Raw genomic sequence first — 14,839 nt, 5'->3', positions numbered from 1 at the left:
ATCGCAAAAGGTATAGAACATGAATTACCTGCAAAACAAGGTAGCCATCGTCACGGGCGCATCCTCAGGCATCGGCGCGGCAACCACCCGGGCGCTGGTAGCGCAGGGTGCGCGCGTGGTTGCCGCCGCCCTTGATGAAGAGGCTTTGGAGTCTTTCGTCGCTGATCTGCGTGAGGCCGCCAGTGAGGTGGTCGCGTTTACTACTGACGTGACCCGACCGGATCAAACCCAGGCGCTTGCCAGGTTTGCGCGTGAAACGTACGGCGCCATCGACATCCTGGTGAACAACGCCGGCCTGATGCTTTTTTCCCGGTGGGTTGATCTGGCCGTGCAGGATTGGGAAAAAATGATCGATGTGAACATCAAGGGTTACCTCAATATGACGGCTGCGGTATTGCCGTTCATGTTGGAACAGAAGTCCGGGCAGATTCTCAATATGGACTCTGTTGCAGGGCATCAGGTAGGGCCGTCGGCAGGTGTCTACAGTGCGACCAAGTTTTTCGTCCAGGCCATGACCGAGTCCATGCGCAAAGAACTTGGCGTGCAGCACGGTATTCGCGTTAACACGATCAGCCCTGGCGTCATCAATACAGGGTGGGCGGACAAGGTCAGTGATCCGCGGGGGCGCGAGGCTGCCCAGGCGCTGAACCGGATTGCAATTGGGCCTGACGATGTCGCCCGTGCAGTGATTTACGCGCTCAACCAGCCGGAAAACGTCACCGTCAATGACTTGATCATCTCGCCGACGCGCCAGGATTGGTAGCGGGCGGCGGTCATTGACTCATTCAGCAAGACCCCTCGGCTATGTCAGGCGAGCGGTGTGGCATCTCATCCCCCATGAAAGGAAAAACAAGCATGTCAAAGAATATCAAGGCAGTACCCACCCACGAGTACGACGCTGTCATCGCCACAGCCAATCAGTACGTGGAAGGTCTGCGTACCGGTAATGCTCAAAGCGTTGCACAAGCCTTCCATCAAGACGCAGTGATGTATGGGTTCACCAATGGCGAGCTGCTCGGCGGCCCGATCAACAACCTGTTTGATTTCGTTGCGAAGAACGGCGGCGCACCCCAAATCACCACTCGCCTTGACGTATTGGCAATCACGCCGAGCACCGCAGTAGTACGTGTCGATATGGAAAACGATGCGATTGGCGCCGATTACAACGACTACCTGACACTGATCAAAATTGAGGGTGTCTGGAAGGTGATTGCCAAGGTGTATCACCAGTTCGACGCGTAAGCATCAACCGATCCCGGCACGCCTGATGCCGGGATCGCCGGGCTGTCTATTCAAAGGGTTATACGATGCCAATGGTTGAATTCTCCGCTGTTTTGAACAGCGATGCACAACGCGCCTGGAGCGTGGTGAAGAAGTTTGGTGAGATCCAGCAATGGCACCCTGCGATTGTCGAAAGTAGCCTCGAGGACGGTGAGTCCGATGGGGCTGTTGGGTGTATGCGCACATTGACGCTGTCTGATGGAGCGGTTGTGAGAGAGCGCTTGTTATCAGTCGATGATCGCACCTTAACGCTGTCCTACCGCTTTGAGGAAGCGCCACTGCCTCTGGACAACTACGTGGCAACGGTACGTTTGGTGGCTTTGACGGGGCAAGACCAAACGTGCATCACTTGGTCTGCATGTTTCGATCTCCAAGAACCCAATACCGCGCAACACTATCAAGCCTTGATTCAAAGCTTGATCGTAGATGGCCACCAGGGACTGCAGTTGTTGCTTGCTCAGTGTCGATGAGTCCAACGGTACGCCCTTAAAAATAATGAACCCTGCCTGCGCCTGCGCACCCAAAGTTACATAACCTGGAGGTGCATCATGCAAACCACTTACTTCTGGATTGGCCTGGCAGTGATCCTCGTACTGCTCGACGCGTGGATCATCAACAGCATCTGGCGCAGCGATAATGCCTCGGCCAGCAAGGCGGGCTGGAGCGCGGTAGTCGTGGTGCTGCCGTTTCTGGGCGCTGCGATATGGGCGATTGCCGGCCCACGGGGTGTCACCAAGGGGCCGTCTTCTCCCGAGCACAGCAAGGGTTGAATCCGGGCCTCGCTATGAACAACCCAGACCCCGACGACTTACACAGCCGCACCTATCCGGTACCGGAAGATATGGCCTTGCAGCGCAAGGTCTGGCGCTTTGAAAGGGTGGGTTGGTACGCGCTGCTGGTGCTGATGGGGCTGAGCCTGGCAGGCTTGTTTTCCAGCGGGCCGCTGAGCACCCGTGAAGTGCGCAGTGCCGATGGGCAGTTGCGCGTGGAGTACCAACGCTTTTTGCGCAATGGTGCCTCCGATGGGCTGGTGATTCATGTGCAAGGCAAGGCCCAGGAACCCTTGGAGGTCGAGTTGAGCGGTGAGCTGCTGCGCGGTTTCAATATCGAGATGCTGCAGCCTCAGCCGCTCAAGGCCAGGGCGGCCGGGGAGGGTGTGAGCGTGTGGATGCAGAGTGACAACGCCGGCCAGGCAGTGTTGTACCTGACCTTGCGCAGCGACACCGTGGGCAGTGTGGCTACCCAGGTGTCGCGACCAGAAACGGGCGCGTCCGTGCGCTTTTCTCAGTTCATCTACCCTTGAACGCCTGCCCCACGCCTAAGGGCGTGAGCGGCACAGTTTTTCGATCAAGGTGATGAGCGAATCATGGCCCACGGGTTTGCTGACATGCGCATTAAAGCCCGATTCAGTCGCCTTTTTCTGGTCATTGCCGGCGCCGTAGCCGGTTAAGGCAATGGCGGGAGCCTGTCGAAGGTGGCCTACCTTGCGCAGCTTCTGCATCAGTTCGTGGCCATTCATTTTCGGCATGCCGATGTCCGAAATAATCACGTCGTAATGGGCATCCCGGGCCGTTTCAAGCGCGCTCAAAGGGTCGCTGAACGCACTCACTTGGGCGCCCTCCATTTCCAGCAGCATGTTCAGCACCTCAAGCACTTCGGCTGAATCATCGACCAGTAAAACCTTGAGGCCATTGAGGCGCTGATCTTCGTGCTGGGTAGCGTCGCTATCCAGCAGATGATTCTGTTGTTCGCACAGCGGCAACCAGATCGAGAAGGTGCAACCAAAGCCCAACCCTCGCGAGTGCACACTCACCGAACCGCCATGGGCTTCCACCAGTTGGCGTACCAGCGACAAGCCAATGCCCAGGCCTTCACGCTGGTGGGTCTGATGCTGGTTTTCCGCTTGCCCGAACAGGTCGAAGATTTTTTCCAGGCTGTCTGCGGCCAGGCCTGCGCCGCTGTCGATGACGTCCAATTGCGCGCGCCCGTCCGTTCGGCTGACCACCAACTGCACCTGGCCGTCCTCGGGAGTAAACTTGAGAGCGTTGTTGACCAGGTTCCAGATCACTTGCTCGATGCGCGTGGGGTCTACGTCAACGATCAGTGGGCCTGGCACCGAAGGGGTTTGAAGGCTGACCTGGCGACGATGGCCGTCGGCAAGCACCACGCTATGAATGTCCTTGAGGGTGCGAATCAGGTCGATCGGTTGCTTTTTCAGCTTCAGCTTGCCCGTGCGAACCCGGGCGACATCCAGCAGGTCGTCAATGATCCGCGCCTGGCTGGACACCGCTTCGCAGATGGTATTGACCGCCTTGATGGCCGGGCCCGCAACCTTGGTGGCGGGCAAGCGCCGCAACAGTTCGGCGTTCAGCTGGATCAGGTTCAACGGATGCTTGAGTTCGTGGGACATCACCGCGAAGAACTCATCCTTGAGGTGGCTGTTGGTCTGGGTTTCCTTCAAGCGCTGATTCTGTTCATCCTGGGTGCGCTTGTGGCCGGTAAGGTCCCGGGCAATCTTGACGTAGCCGCGCAAACTGTTGCTCTTGAGCTGCGTGACCTCGCCACTGCAATAGAAGCGGCTGCCGTCCTTGCGCACGTGCCAGCGCTCATCCTCGCCACGCCCATGTTCGCGGGCAGTGCGCAGTTCGCTCTCCGGCACCCCAGCGGAGCGGTCTTCCGGGGAGAAAATCAGGTCGTAATAAGCGCCCAGCACCTCGTCCTTGGTGTAGCCGAAGATCAGTTCGGCACCGGTGTTCCAGTCGGTGATGGCGCCATGATCATCGAGGATGATGATGGCAAAGTCATGGGTGCTCTCGGCGACCAGGCGCATGCGCTCCTCGCCCAGGCGCAGTTCCTCTTCGGCCTGGCGCCGCTTGGTGATATCAATGAAGGTCAGCACGGTGCCGTCAATGTGATCTTCGCTGGAGCGGTACGGCAGTAACCGCGCAATGTACCAGCGGTCGTCGTTGCTGCTGATTTCCCGCTCGATCATGCTCAGCGACTCAAACACGGTGGTGGCGTCTTCGGTCATTTGCGGGTAATCGAGGCGATGGGTGATGTCCAGCAGCGAACGCCCGGTGTCCACCGGCAGCATGCTGAAAATATCCGTGGCTCGCGGCGTGAACCAGCGAATGCGCATGTTGCGGTCGACGAAGACCGTGGCGATGTCCGTGGACGCGATCAGGTTGGTCAGGTAGTCGTTGACCTTGTCGGTCTCTTCCACCTTGGTCTTGAGCTCGAAATTGACGGTCAGCAGTTCTTCGTTGATCGACTGCAGCTCTTCCTTGCTGGTTTCCAGCTCCTCGGTGGCCGAGCGCAGCTCTTCGTTGACGGCCTGCATTTCTTCGTTGGAGGCCTTGAGTTCCTCGCTGGAGACTTCCGCCTGTTCGATGGTGTCCTGCAGGTGCAACTTGGTGCGTTGCAGCTCGCGCTCCAGGTTGCTCATGATCGCGTTTTCGGCCTGGCTGACGGTGTCGATGTCCGGCAGTAGCGGGTCGACGGCGGTTTCCTGGAAGATCACCAGCACGTAGTCGTTTTCGGTCGCTTCATCGCGGTAGGGGCGGGCGCTGATGTCCACCAGGAAGGGGCCTTGCTCGCGTTGGATGCGGATCTTGCGCGAAGACACCGGGCTATTCGATTGCTGGACCTGGAACAGCGTGGTGCGAATATCCAGGCGTAAATCAGGATGCACCAGCGTCAGCAGGTTGTGCGTCACCTCGCCGGCCACGTAGCGCAGGAATCGCCCGGCGCCTTCGCTCATGTGCAGGATATCGGCCTGCATATTCACGATGACGCTGGGCGGCGCGGCTTTTTCCAGGGCGCGCAGATGGATGTCCGCGAACGAGACCTTGTTGGGCGCCTTGGTTTCAATCGTCAGTGCCGTGGTGCTCGGGCGCAGATAGCCGCCACGTGGCATGGTCGGGGCGCGGCGTACGGCGGATGAGCCGGCACGCACCCTGAAAATGCGGTTGCGCTTGTCCACCGGTACGAACAGGTCCAGGCAGCCGTCGGCCGACTCCGAGGAGCCGAGGAACAGGTAGCCACCGGGACGCAACGCGAAGTGGAACATTTGCAGGATGTCGCGTTGCACTTCGCGGTCCAGATAGATCAACAGGTTGCGGCACACGATCAGGTCGATCTGCGAGAACGGCGGGTCGGCCAGCAGGCTGTGTTTGGCGAACAGCACCTTCTCGCGAATTTCCTTGCGCACTCGGTAGTGCTGGTTCTTCTCCTTGGCAAAATACTGGCGCAGCCGTTGGGGCGGTACGTCGGTGATGATCGCTTCGGGGTACACACCATTGCGGCCATGGGTAATGGCCCGCTCATCAATATCGGTGGCAAATACCTGCATCTTTGCGCCGCTGGCATCCAGCGCCAGTTGCTCGGCCACCAGCATCGCCAGGCTGTAGGCCTCCTCGCCGGTTGAGCAACCCGCCGACCAGATACGCACCTCCTCACGGTGCGGCACGCTGTCTTCCAGTGACTTCACCAGGTTGGGGATCACGTCTCGCTCAAGCGCTTCGAAGGCCTCGCGGTCGCGGAAGAAGTTGGTCACGCCAATCAGCATGTCGCCCAGCAACGCCTTGGTTTCGTCCGGGTTGGCCTGGAGGAAGTTGTAATAGGTGGCCAGGTCGGGTTGAGCGGTGACCTGCAAGCGCCGCTCGATACGGCGCAACACCGTGGCGCGCTTGTAATGCTTGAAGTCATGCCCGGTACTGGCGCGCAGCTGGATCAGAATATCCAGCAGCAGCTGTTCGGCCACGGCGGCATCGCGTTCGGAGCTGGGTGGGGTGGTCTTGATCTCAGGGTCGTTGGCGGTGGGGAGGACAATCGACTGGGCATTGCGCCATAGTTCCAGCAGCTTCTGCGGTATTTCCACCACGGGCAACACCAGGTCGACCATCTGGGTTTCGATGGCCGCCAGCGGCATGCCGTCGTACTCGGCGTCTTCCGGCGCTTGTACCAGGGTGATGCCGCCTTGCTCTTTGATCCGTGACAGCCCCACCGCGCCGTCTGAGCCGGTACCGGACAGGATCAGGCAAAACGCGCGTTCTTTATGGGTGTCTGCCAGGTCGCGAAAAAACAGGTCGATGGCAATGTGCGTTCCGCCTTCGCGCACGGCAGGCGAGACCGCGAGGTAGCCATCGTTCATCTTCAACAGCTGCGCCGGTGAGATGACGTACACGTGGTTCTTTTCGATGGGCGTGGCGTCATTGACCTGCGACACCGGCATGCGGGTCGTTTCCTGAATGATCTTGTCTGCCACGCTTTGATGGTCGGGCGAAAGATGCAGGACCACCACGAAGGCCATGCCGCAGTCTTTGGGCATGTGCTCAAAAAACGCTTTGACGGCCTGCAGCCCGCCCGCCGACGCACCGATACCCACCACCGGGAAACTCAGGTTACTGGGGGTCAGATCTTTGCGTTGCGGTACGTTGGGGGACCGCGGGGGGGCAGACTTCATAAATACCAACCTTGGTTAACGGCGCACAGGAAGACGGGGTGTAGAGGGAAGAACTTGAACAACGAGGGCGAGGGCTGAACCGACAGTGAAATATAGCTGAAAACCTGCTGCCAACAAAAATGCCTTGAGGCCACCCGGTGATTCGACAGACCACTACCACCCGGTTGAGACGCGCAACCGTCGGAAGGTTTAATCAAACTGACGAGTGGCCACCGTGGGTGCACGGTTATCCGATTTTCTGAAAATCCGTCTGAACTTCGCTTCCTGGCGAACCCTCGCAAAGAGAAACCCACCCAGGAGACGTTCTGATGAACAGCTATCCAAAACCACCCTTCAACGCCCAGCAACAGCCCGTACCCGGTGAGCAGCGCAAGATGGACCCGATGCCCGATTGCGGTGAGCAGTCGTACCAAGGCTCGGGGCGGCTCGCCAATAAAATTGCCTTGGTCACCGGCGCCGACAGCGGCATCGGACGGGCCGTGGCCATTGCCTTCGCACGTGAAGGCGCGGACGTGGCGGTGTCGTACCTGGATGAACATGAAGACGCCAAGGAGACCGCACGCTGGGTCGAGGCTGCGGGTCGTCAATGCCTGTTACTGCCCGGCGACCTGGGCGATGCGGCGCAGTGCACGGCCATCGTCAACGACACCGTGGAGAAGTTCGGACGCATCGATGTGCTGGTCAACAACGCGGCGTTCCAGATGACCTATCAGTCGCTGGAAGACATCTCTGACGAGGACTGGGTGAAAACCTTCAACGTCAACATCACCGCGATGTTCCGCATCTGCAAGGCCGCGCTGCCGCACATGGCCGAGGGCAGTTCGATCATCAATACCAGCTCGGTCAACTCCGACATGCCCAACCCCAGCCTGTTGCCCTATGCGGCCACCAAAGGTGCGATTGCCAACTTCACCGCTGGCCTGGCGCAGATGCTCGGCGAGCGCGGGATTCGCGTCAACAGCGTGGCACCGGGGCCCATCTGGACACCGTTGATCGTCTCGACGATGACGCCGGACATGGTGAAAAACTTTGGCGGCAACACCCCACTGGGACGCCCCGGCCAGCCGGTGGAAGTGGCGCCGATCTATGTGCTGCTGGCGTCGGATGAAGGCAGCTATATTTCCGGCGAACGTTACGGTGTGACGGGTGGTAAGCCGATACTTTGATCAGTGATTGAGGAGGGCGGTATGAGTGAAGCCTCGAAGCGCCACGAACCGAATCCTTCCGAGCGCAAGGTGCGCCCGCCGGCAGCGAAGCGAAACGATAAATCCCAGGCTCCCGCAGGCGGACAACACGGGAAGGAGCAAGGCGGTGTCGCCCCTGGCGGGCCTTCGAAAGATCCCGAGTCAGGGGCATGAACGCGAGGGGTATTCGCCGGGCCTGACATCCTGAGCGGCTGTCAGGCCGCTATCGCAGCACAGGTATCGACACAATTTTTTAGCTTGTAGCAGCACCCAACGGTAACCACGATGCGAAGCGAGCCGTTCTTGATCTGCTTTTGATCTTGATCTCAGGCGCCCCGTTAAACCACGCTGGCCGGAATTCGACAGGGATTTGGGGGGTAAACCGGCAGGGATGCCGGTTTAGCCGCCCCGCGCCATGGATGGCGCGTGGCGGCGGCCCCCCAAATCACTGGCGGATTACGGGCACACCGAGCCTAAGCGAGGTGCCGAGTGGTGGGGCAAGAGCCTTTTGCTTACTTTTGGGCTCTTTTCAAAAGTGAGCCGCCGTTGGGCGGAACCCTAGGTGGCCGTTACCTAAATAACGGATATGTACCCGGTCCAACTGTGTTGACTGTCAGACCGTCTTCGCAGGCAAGCCAGCTCCCACATTTGGATCGTAGAGTGTCAGGTCATGCGTGCCCGCTGAAGTTATTTTCGCTTGGAGCGATGAATCCGCATCCACTCCCGATAAGCCACTGTACGCTGCGCATCTGCACGTTTCTTCGCCTCGGTAAAGCGCGCCCACGTCTGCGCATCGCCGCTGTAGGATTCAATGATCTCGTATGCCAAGGCATCCAATCGATCCGCTTCGAAAAACATCTCGGCGTTTCGCGCGACCTCATCGTCCCGCCTGTTTGTCGCTGTGTAACCAAGAGTCTGGCTGTTCATCCTCTAAGGCCCTCCGCCCATTGAATCTGTGCCGCGCCACTCCAGCGCACCTGGGTAATGCCGTATTTCTCCGCCATCGGTTTGGACACACGCTTGAACGTGTGTTGCCCAAATTTGGGGATCACCGCCACACCAGCGTCACAACTGGCCCAATGCCAAGCCTCGGCATTGTCCATGCGCGGCGCGCGCACGATGAAAGACTTGGACTCGCCGTGCAGCTGGTACTCGATAGTAAATAGGTCGTTGTGTTTCATGAGGCCTCCTTGATACTCATGAAGTACAGATATTTGACGTCAAAAAAAATTCAAATAAGTTGTCCGACAATTCGATGACTGGGGGCAGGGCGTGGATGAGGCCTAGTCATCTACTGTGAAGGTGACCCATCCAGGCCCATCCGCCGGGCGTTGCAGCTCGGCGATCACCCCGCTGACGGAGGTGCCGTCAGGCAAATTGACGGTGATAAAGTTGGGATTGCCGGGCCAATCCAATGGCGTGTCAAAGTCCAAGCGCGCGATGGTCGGCTTGCCGCTGCTGGTCATTTGGATGTTTTTAGACTCGTTAAGGCGTTCATCTGAGGGTGTTCCAAGATGACGCGAGGCAGTGATGACGCTGGCAGTACCTTGGTAATCGTAAGACATGCTGGGTTACCTCATGCAAAGGGGGCCGTCGCCCCCGCGTTTATTTATGACGAGCTGAATATTTGCGCGCAACGACAACACCGCCCACTAGCAGCGCAGCGCCTATCGCAACCATCCCATAGGGTGTACGGCGGGTTTGCCGCCAACCGCCTTCGACACGACGTTCGCCGCTTGCCGGGGTGTAGAGATTGCCCGCAGAGGTCGCGGCGCGTTGGCTGCGCTCCAGGCCGAGGCGGGTGAGCCAACCGGATAACCGGGCAAAGCCAGGCAGCAAAAAATGCGCGACACGGGCCACGGTGGCAGCGCTGCCTACCGTGGTGCTGTCTCTGGGTTGCAGCGCACAGGCCACCATCGCTTGCGCGACTTTATGTGGGTCATAGACCGGTGGCGGTGGCGTCAACTCGTGGCCGGTAAAATTGCCGCCATCGCGAAAGCCCGGCGTGTCCATCACGGCGGGGTAGATGTCGCACACATGAATATCCGGGTAATCAGTCAGCTCGCCACGCAGGGCTTCAGTCAGGCCGCGCAGGCCGTATTTACTGGCTGAGTAGGCGACCGCATAGGGCTGGGCTACCCAACTGCCCAGCGACAAGGTGTTGATCAGGATCCCGCTGTTCTGGGCTTTGAAATAGGGCCACACCACGTGGGCGCCGCGCAGGTACCCGAGCAGGTCGGTTTGCAGCACTTGTTCGTGGGCTTCCAGGGGCGTGTTCTCGAAACTGCCGACCGCGCCAACACCAGCGTTGTTGATCCAGATATCGATGCGGCCATTGCCGAAGGCCGCTGCCTGTTCGGCCAATGCGCGCATCTGGTCGCCCTGGGTCACATCGGTTTTAACGGCGACGGCCTCGGCGCCGCGCGCAGCGCATTCCTCGACCACCTCTTCCAGGGCTTTTTCATCCCGGGCCGCCAATACCAAGCGGGTACTTTGCTCGGCAAAGGCGTGAGCAGCCGCGCGGCCAATGCCACTGGAGGCGCCGGTGATCACCACGGTTTTGCCGTGCAGTTTCCCCTTGGCCTGCATGACGCCAGGCGAATCCTCGGGCACGTGGACGGGCACCGGGTGCAGTTGCAGGCGGGCGCCGTCTGTCAGTATCAGGGTCAAGTTTTCGAGGGTGCCAGCGACGCGGTCGGGAAACACCGGTTCGCCTGTGGCATCGAGCTCATCATAGATAAACGTCTGGCCCTCAAGCCATCCGACTGCCGTCATCAGTTCAGGGCCCAGGTAGTATTTTCCGTCCAGGAAAAACCCGCTGAAGTTCGGGGTGCGCTCCAGGTTTTCCACGGCGTATCGCTCGCCAGGCCTCATTCCGATTGCGGTATCAATCATCATGACATCCTCCTTTGGCTGGTCTTGGGTAGAGAAGGGCCCGTAAATGATCGTTCAATCCAAATGACTGAATGGCGGTGTCAGTGCCGGTGGGCCTTTTGGGTTGGGTCGGCGATCTGGATAACCGTGCCCTGGCGCCACGCGTCTGCACCGGGTGCGATGGGCGGCGCGGGGATATCGGCGCGAGACTTTTTCTTTTCGGTACTGTCGATGCCCAGGCGTTTATCTCGCTCGGCGACCATACGTGGGTCGGCCTGGCCGTCAGCGGTGAACCCCATCATCAATTGCGGGACGCCCAAGGGCAGGCGCTTATCCAGATCGGTATGCCAGGTGTGCCAGGTCTTGCCATAGGTGTGCACCAGCTTCTCCATCAGTGCATGCTCCGCCACCTCGGGGATTCCCGGAGCGACCAGTTGCCCTGACTTCACTTCATGTACATGGCTGTGCCACAGCGCCTTCTCCGGCGCGGGCAGCGTGTTGAATTGCGCCTCGCTGATGATGTACTCCACGCCCATCAACTTGGCATCCTTGCGGTTGCCGTCGTAGATCACACACTGGATGACCTCCTCGTTGAGGATTGCGCAGTAGTGATGGGCTTCCATTTGTACATCGGGATGGCCGTTGTAGAAGTGAAAGCCGTCCAGGTAGGCGTTCAATGCGTCAATGGGGGGGCGAGATTGAAGCAGGGCGGCGCCGGCTTCCAGCGTTCGGGTCGAGGGCGTTGTGGGCTTGCCGGGGGCCTCGACATTCGAGGGGGAGTTGTTGCCAGCGCAGGCGCTGAGCAGGGCCAGTGTCACTGCGGTGGATAGGGATTTTGTCACTCGATGGGTTGGGGTGTCGGTCATGGTCGGCTGCCTCCTGTTGCCGGTGTGGTCACGTTCGAGGATCTGCGTCAGGGTTGATCCTGTTCTCGTTGGAAAGACGAGCGTACGGGGCGTTCAAAATGCTTTGAGTTGAACACTCACGCATGTGGGAGCTGGCTTGCCTGCGATGACTGCCCCTATCTATCTGATGCCCCGCGATCAAACTGTGGGAGCGGGCTTGCTCGCGAAGGCGGCCTGACAGTCAACACAGTTGGATTGTGTACATATCCATTGCTGCGGTAACGGCCACTTAGGGTTACGCCCTGACGGCGTCTCACTTTTGAGAAGCGCAAAAGTAAGCAAAACGCTCTTGCCCCACCACTCGGCACCTCGCTTAGGCTCGGTGTGCCCGAACACAGGCTTGAATCCGTGGGCCGCCGCCACGCGCCATCCATGGCGCGGGGCGGCTAACCCGGCGTCCTGCCGGGTTACCCACGAATTCAAGCCTGCGTTCGGCCAGCGTGGTTTAACGGGGCGCCTGAGATCAAGATCAAAAGCAGATCAAGAGCAAGATCAAGAGCAAGATCAAGAGCGGCTCGCTTCGCATCGTGGTTACCATCAATCGCTACAGCGTTGCGCAAGGCACTCTGACCGGCACAGGCCTCAGATCGGGCCACGAGAAGAACCGGAAGAATCCGCCTCCCGCCCTATGTCATCAACCGCGTTAGGCTGCCCCAACTTGCTGTATTGCTCGCGCAATTTCTGCAGCTCTCGCGACCCGAGCTTATCCAGGCTCAACGCCGCATTGTGGGCTTCTTTGGTGGCACGAATCAGCTCGTCCAGTTTCAGATGAAGAATATCGTTGTCGCGGTTCTGGGTATTCTGGATCAGGAACACCATCAGGAAGGTGATGATGGTGGTGGAGGTGTTGATGATTAACTGCCAGGTGTCGTTGTAATGAAAGTAAGGCCCGGTGAGCGCCCAAACAGCAATCAAGCTGACGGCTGTCAGAAATGTTTTTGAGCTGCCCGCCTGGTTGGAGAGTTTTTGGCAGAATTTCGCGAACTTCATGGTGCTGTCTCCTGGGGGATGTTCCTCTGTAGACCCCAGCAGATTTTCGAAATTCTTTTTTACAAATCGATTTTTTTTGACAAAAATCAATCAGCAACACCCCTCTGCACAGGAGCGTTCAGCATGTCGGTCGCTGCTTCTATCGTCGAATACCTCAAGCACCATCAGTTGGTCATCACGACGGCCGAGTCGTGTACCGCGGGCAAGATCATCACCTTGCTTTCCCAGGTCGACGGCAGCGGTTCGTGGATCGAAAGCGGGTACGTGGTGTATTCGCCAGAGGCGAAACAGCGCCTGTTAAAGGTGCGCGCCTACACCATCGAAACATTCAACCTCACCAGCTGTGAAGTCGCCCAGGAAATGGCTCACGGCGCGCTGCGCGACAGCCCTGCGGATGTAGCGGTCGCCACCACTGGCCTGCTGGGGCCGGATGGGATGGACGGCATTCCCCCAGGCACTGTCTGTTTTGCCTGGGCCTATCGAAACGGCGGGGCACTGAGTGTGTTCAGTCGCAAGGAACGCTTCATGGGCTCTCGTGAGCAGGTGCAGTTGGCCGCGTCTCTTCACGCGTTGAAATGGCTGCCGCATTTTCACCAGCGGGCGTTGGCGGGTGAGCGCGCCTAATGCTGCCAAGTGCGCGCTTTTACGGCTGCGGTTCGATGTCCAACAGCAAGTCGCCATTGGTTAAGGACTTAGCCTCCTGCACCACACCACGATAGGCCTGACCGTTCCATTCAAAGCTAATCCAGTGGGCCTTCGGCAATAGCTTTGGCCATGGCGGCGCAAGCCGCAACTGCACACCGGGCGCAGTGCGCACAAGTTGCCCCATGCATTCGCTGGCGAGCGTGTTCACACCGAACAGCGTGTCTTGCAGGTATTCAATGTTGACCGGTTGCAGCGTTGCGTCAGTAGCGTCTGGCATATCTGTTACCCCACCGATGACAGCCAGAAAGACTGCCTGGCGATGACCATTTCTTCACGTATTTCCCGCACAAGCCGGTTGATCCCCGAAACACCGTGGTAGTGGGCGCGGTTGATGTTGGCGATGGTGAATTGGTCCATACCGCGCGCCGTTACGGTGACTGAAAGGCTGCCGTCTTGGTTGAGCGCGCACTTGACCGCGCACTTGGGAAGACGAGCGGACAGGGCCGTTTCGATTTCGGCTTTCGTTAACGTATCCATGAGTTCACCGCATAAAGGACTCAGCGCGTTAAGGCTAGCTCAGAATCAGTTGGCGTAAATACTGGCAAGGTAATGGCTGTGCGATGCGAGTTTGCTGGATGTGTCTGTCCTCAAGGCGGTGAAATGGTGATGACTGTAGAGCCGGAAAAGCTGCCCGGGGCAACTGTGCCGTGCGTGATCAGGGTTGAAGTAATGTTGACGGGAGTTGGCTCGTCATCGCGCACCGTCTGATAAGTGCCATAGGTGGCGTCCCTGCCGTTGACGGTGATCCTGGAATAAAGGCTTCCATCGCTTCTGAGTTTCACGCCAAAGTAGTTTGAGATGCTTGTTGTGATAGTGACGCTGGTCGTCCCCTTACAGTGTACCGTCAGCTGAATCGATGCCGTTGCGCCGTCCAGCTGTGTATCGGCCAGACTCTTGTGATCGATGGTGGTATCGCCGCTGATATCGCATCGCAGAATGGGGGGCATAACGCGTGTGCAAGGGCCGAAAAGGCCGATAACGCCACCTATCGCCGGCCCGATTGTCGATACGCTGAAACTTAGACACATCTCACTGTTGACGTTACTCTGTTTGCTCACCAGAACAGAACCTCTGAACGGTATCGAAAACCCGTAGCGGTTAAGCGTTGTCAACATATCCCCCATTGTGGCTTTGCCTCGTCCGACCGGTACTCTCCATTCATACCTTTCTCCTATTGTCGACGCATTGGCGGGGTTCGGTCGCATTGCCAGTTCGACAACGCAGGTGTCGACTCCATAGTTGTCGCTTCTGCATGGGCTGGGAGTGGTGTCGTATATCGACCAGTTGTCTACGGTGAAGTAATAACGGATGCCGCCTGACTCGTATCGGCTTTCAGTGGAGGTGATAGTTATGGCGCCTGCCTGACCCGTCACGGCGAACAACAGCACGCAAGACACCAGGCAATGGCGCAGGGCGATCAACAAACAGTTCATGGC

General features: G+C 58.7%; 17 protein-coding genes. 7 read left to right on the top strand and 10 right to left on the bottom strand.

The window, feature by feature from the left end; all coding sequences use genetic code 11:
• Nucleotides 1-19: 19 nt before the first annotated feature.
• From HU731_RS26135 to HU731_RS26115, 5 genes are all read left to right on the top strand, one after another.
• Entirely contained in the window at nucleotides 20-763 is a 744-nt protein-coding gene (locus HU731_RS26135) for an SDR family oxidoreductase (protein ID WP_056787550.1), read from the top strand.
• A gap of 92 nt (nucleotides 764-855) precedes the next feature.
• On the top strand, nucleotides 856-1,242 hold the full coding sequence (locus HU731_RS26130) for a nuclear transport factor 2 family protein (RefSeq protein ID WP_054921177.1): 387 nt from the start codon (nucleotides 856-858) through the stop codon (nucleotides 1,240-1,242).
• A gap of 65 nt (nucleotides 1,243-1,307) precedes the next feature.
• A complete protein-coding gene (locus tag HU731_RS26125; RefSeq protein ID WP_186606293.1) occupies nucleotides 1,308-1,751 on the top strand; it encodes an SRPBCC family protein in 444 nt (147 codons plus the stop codon).
• A gap of 78 nt (nucleotides 1,752-1,829) precedes the next feature.
• Nucleotides 1,830-2,051 carry a PLDc N-terminal domain-containing protein gene (locus HU731_RS26120; RefSeq protein ID WP_003190416.1) on the top strand — a complete coding sequence of 74 codons (222 nt, stop codon included), beginning with the start codon at nucleotides 1,830-1,832 and terminating at the stop codon, nucleotides 2,049-2,051.
• Between the two features lie 14 nt (nucleotides 2,052-2,065).
• On the top strand, nucleotides 2,066-2,584 hold the full coding sequence (locus tag HU731_RS26115; protein WP_186606294.1) for a hypothetical protein: 519 nt from the start codon (nucleotides 2,066-2,068) through the stop codon (nucleotides 2,582-2,584).
• 15 nt (nucleotides 2,585-2,599) lie between these two features.
• Here the strand turns inward: HU731_RS26115 and HU731_RS26110 are convergent, their stop codons facing one another.
• Nucleotides 2,600-6,745, bottom strand: coding sequence for a CheR family methyltransferase (locus HU731_RS26110; RefSeq protein WP_186606295.1), 4,146 nt, complete (start codon nucleotides 6,743-6,745; stop codon nucleotides 2,600-2,602).
• Between the two features lie 308 nt (nucleotides 6,746-7,053).
• Here HU731_RS26110 and HU731_RS26105 point away from each other — a divergent pair, with 308 nt between their 5' ends.
• Nucleotides 7,054-7,911, top strand: a complete 858-nt coding sequence (locus HU731_RS26105; RefSeq protein ID WP_186606296.1) for an SDR family oxidoreductase — start codon at nucleotides 7,054-7,056, stop codon at nucleotides 7,909-7,911.
• Nucleotides 7,912-8,616: 705 nt separating this feature from the next.
• Here the strand turns inward: HU731_RS26105 and HU731_RS26100 are convergent.
• From HU731_RS26100 to HU731_RS26075, 6 genes are all read right to left on the bottom strand, one after another.
• The gene (locus HU731_RS26100; RefSeq protein ID WP_186606297.1) at nucleotides 8,617-8,856 is read right to left on the bottom strand and encodes a hypothetical protein; all 240 of its coding nucleotides are present in this window, start codon (nucleotides 8,854-8,856) and stop codon (nucleotides 8,617-8,619) included.
• A complete protein-coding gene (locus HU731_RS26095; RefSeq protein ID WP_186606298.1) occupies nucleotides 8,853-9,110 on the bottom strand; it encodes a DUF6555 family protein in 258 nt (85 codons plus the stop codon). Before HU731_RS26095 ends, HU731_RS26100 begins: the two co-directional genes overlap by 4 nt.
• Nucleotides 9,111-9,212: 102 nt before the next feature.
• Nucleotides 9,213-9,494 carry a hypothetical protein gene (locus HU731_RS26090; RefSeq protein ID WP_186606299.1) on the bottom strand — a complete coding sequence of 94 codons (282 nt, stop codon included), beginning with the start codon at nucleotides 9,492-9,494 and terminating at the stop codon, nucleotides 9,213-9,215.
• Nucleotides 9,495-9,534: 40 nt separating this feature from the next.
• Nucleotides 9,535-10,824: an SDR family oxidoreductase gene (locus HU731_RS26085; RefSeq protein WP_186606357.1), complete on the bottom strand. Its 1,290-nt coding sequence runs from the start codon at nucleotides 10,822-10,824 to the stop codon at nucleotides 9,535-9,537.
• An 80-nt stretch (nucleotides 10,825-10,904) separates the two neighbouring features.
• Entirely contained in the window at nucleotides 10,905-11,669 is a 765-nt protein-coding gene (locus tag HU731_RS26080) for an OBAP family protein (protein ID WP_186606300.1), read from the bottom strand.
• A 621-nt stretch (nucleotides 11,670-12,290) separates the two neighbouring features.
• On the bottom strand, nucleotides 12,291-12,698 hold the full coding sequence (locus HU731_RS26075; protein ID WP_186606301.1) for a low affinity iron permease family protein: 408 nt from the start codon (nucleotides 12,696-12,698) through the stop codon (nucleotides 12,291-12,293).
• Nucleotides 12,699-12,821: 123 nt separating this feature from the next.
• Between HU731_RS26075 and HU731_RS26070 the strand changes: the two genes are divergently transcribed.
• On the top strand, nucleotides 12,822-13,322 hold the full coding sequence (locus HU731_RS26070; protein ID WP_186606302.1) for a CinA family protein: 501 nt from the start codon (nucleotides 12,822-12,824) through the stop codon (nucleotides 13,320-13,322).
• Nucleotides 13,323-13,341: 19 nt separating this feature from the next.
• Here HU731_RS26070 and HU731_RS26065 read toward each other — a convergent pair whose 3' ends face one another.
• The 3 genes from HU731_RS26065 to HU731_RS26055 form a co-directional block, all read right to left on the bottom strand.
• Entirely contained in the window at nucleotides 13,342-13,620 is a 279-nt protein-coding gene (locus tag HU731_RS26065; RefSeq protein ID WP_186606303.1) for a hypothetical protein, read from the bottom strand.
• Between the two features lie 5 nt (nucleotides 13,621-13,625).
• A complete protein-coding gene (locus HU731_RS26060) occupies nucleotides 13,626-13,880 on the bottom strand; it encodes a DUF1652 domain-containing protein (protein WP_056784067.1) in 255 nt (84 codons plus the stop codon).
• Between the two features lie 110 nt (nucleotides 13,881-13,990).
• Entirely contained in the window at nucleotides 13,991-14,836 is an 846-nt protein-coding gene (locus HU731_RS26055) for an MrpH family fimbial adhesin (RefSeq protein ID WP_057710100.1), read from the bottom strand.
• Nucleotides 14,837-14,839 lie beyond the last annotated feature (3 nt).

It is taken from the genome of Pseudomonas salmasensis (genome assembly GCF_014268375.2).
GTDB lineage: Bacteria > Pseudomonadota > Gammaproteobacteria > Pseudomonadales > Pseudomonadaceae > Aquipseudomonas > Aquipseudomonas salmasensis.
The sequence above is the reverse complement of the archived record's forward strand: the minus strand, read 5'-3'. Positions and strand labels throughout refer to the sequence as shown.

What these genes read in the sequence shown, in the direction of transcription:
- HU731_RS26135 (WP_056787550.1), top strand. Translation starts at nt 20, where the DNA reads ATGAATTACCTGCAAAACAAGGTAGCCATCGTCACGGGCGCATCCTCA.
- HU731_RS26130 (WP_054921177.1), top strand. Translation starts at nt 856, where the DNA reads ATGTCAAAGAATATCAAGGCAGTACCCACCCACGAGTACGACGCTGTC.
- HU731_RS26125 (WP_186606293.1), top strand. Translation starts at nt 1,308, where the DNA reads ATGCCAATGGTTGAATTCTCCGCTGTTTTGAACAGCGATGCACAACGC.
- HU731_RS26120 (WP_003190416.1), top strand. Translation starts at nt 1,830, where the DNA reads ATGCAAACCACTTACTTCTGGATTGGCCTGGCAGTGATCCTCGTACTG.
- HU731_RS26115 (WP_186606294.1), top strand. Translation starts at nt 2,066, where the DNA reads ATGAACAACCCAGACCCCGACGACTTACACAGCCGCACCTATCCGGTA.
- HU731_RS26110 (WP_186606295.1), bottom strand. Translation starts at nt 6,745, where the DNA reads ATGAAGTCTGCCCCCCCGCGGTCCCCCAACGTACCGCAACGCAAAGAT.
- HU731_RS26105 (WP_186606296.1), top strand. Translation starts at nt 7,054, where the DNA reads ATGAACAGCTATCCAAAACCACCCTTCAACGCCCAGCAACAGCCCGTA.
- HU731_RS26100 (WP_186606297.1), bottom strand. Translation starts at nt 8,856, where the DNA reads ATGAACAGCCAGACTCTTGGTTACACAGCGACAAACAGGCGGGACGAT.
- HU731_RS26095 (WP_186606298.1), bottom strand. Translation starts at nt 9,110, where the DNA reads ATGAAACACAACGACCTATTTACTATCGAGTACCAGCTGCACGGCGAG.
- HU731_RS26090 (WP_186606299.1), bottom strand. Translation starts at nt 9,494, where the DNA reads ATGTCTTACGATTACCAAGGTACTGCCAGCGTCATCACTGCCTCGCGT.
- HU731_RS26085 (WP_186606357.1), bottom strand. Translation starts at nt 10,824, where the DNA reads ATGATTGATACCGCAATCGGAATGAGGCCTGGCGAGCGATACGCCGTG.
- HU731_RS26080 (WP_186606300.1), bottom strand. Translation starts at nt 11,669, where the DNA reads ATGACCGACACCCCAACCCATCGAGTGACAAAATCCCTATCCACCGCA.
- HU731_RS26075 (WP_186606301.1), bottom strand. Translation starts at nt 12,698, where the DNA reads ATGAAGTTCGCGAAATTCTGCCAAAAACTCTCCAACCAGGCGGGCAGC.
- HU731_RS26070 (WP_186606302.1), top strand. Translation starts at nt 12,822, where the DNA reads ATGTCGGTCGCTGCTTCTATCGTCGAATACCTCAAGCACCATCAGTTG.
- HU731_RS26065 (WP_186606303.1), bottom strand. Translation starts at nt 13,620, where the DNA reads ATGCCAGACGCTACTGACGCAACGCTGCAACCGGTCAACATTGAATAC.
- HU731_RS26060 (WP_056784067.1), bottom strand. Translation starts at nt 13,880, where the DNA reads ATGGATACGTTAACGAAAGCCGAAATCGAAACGGCCCTGTCCGCTCGT.
- HU731_RS26055 (WP_057710100.1), bottom strand. Translation starts at nt 14,836, where the DNA reads ATGAACTGTTTGTTGATCGCCCTGCGCCATTGCCTGGTGTCTTGCGTG.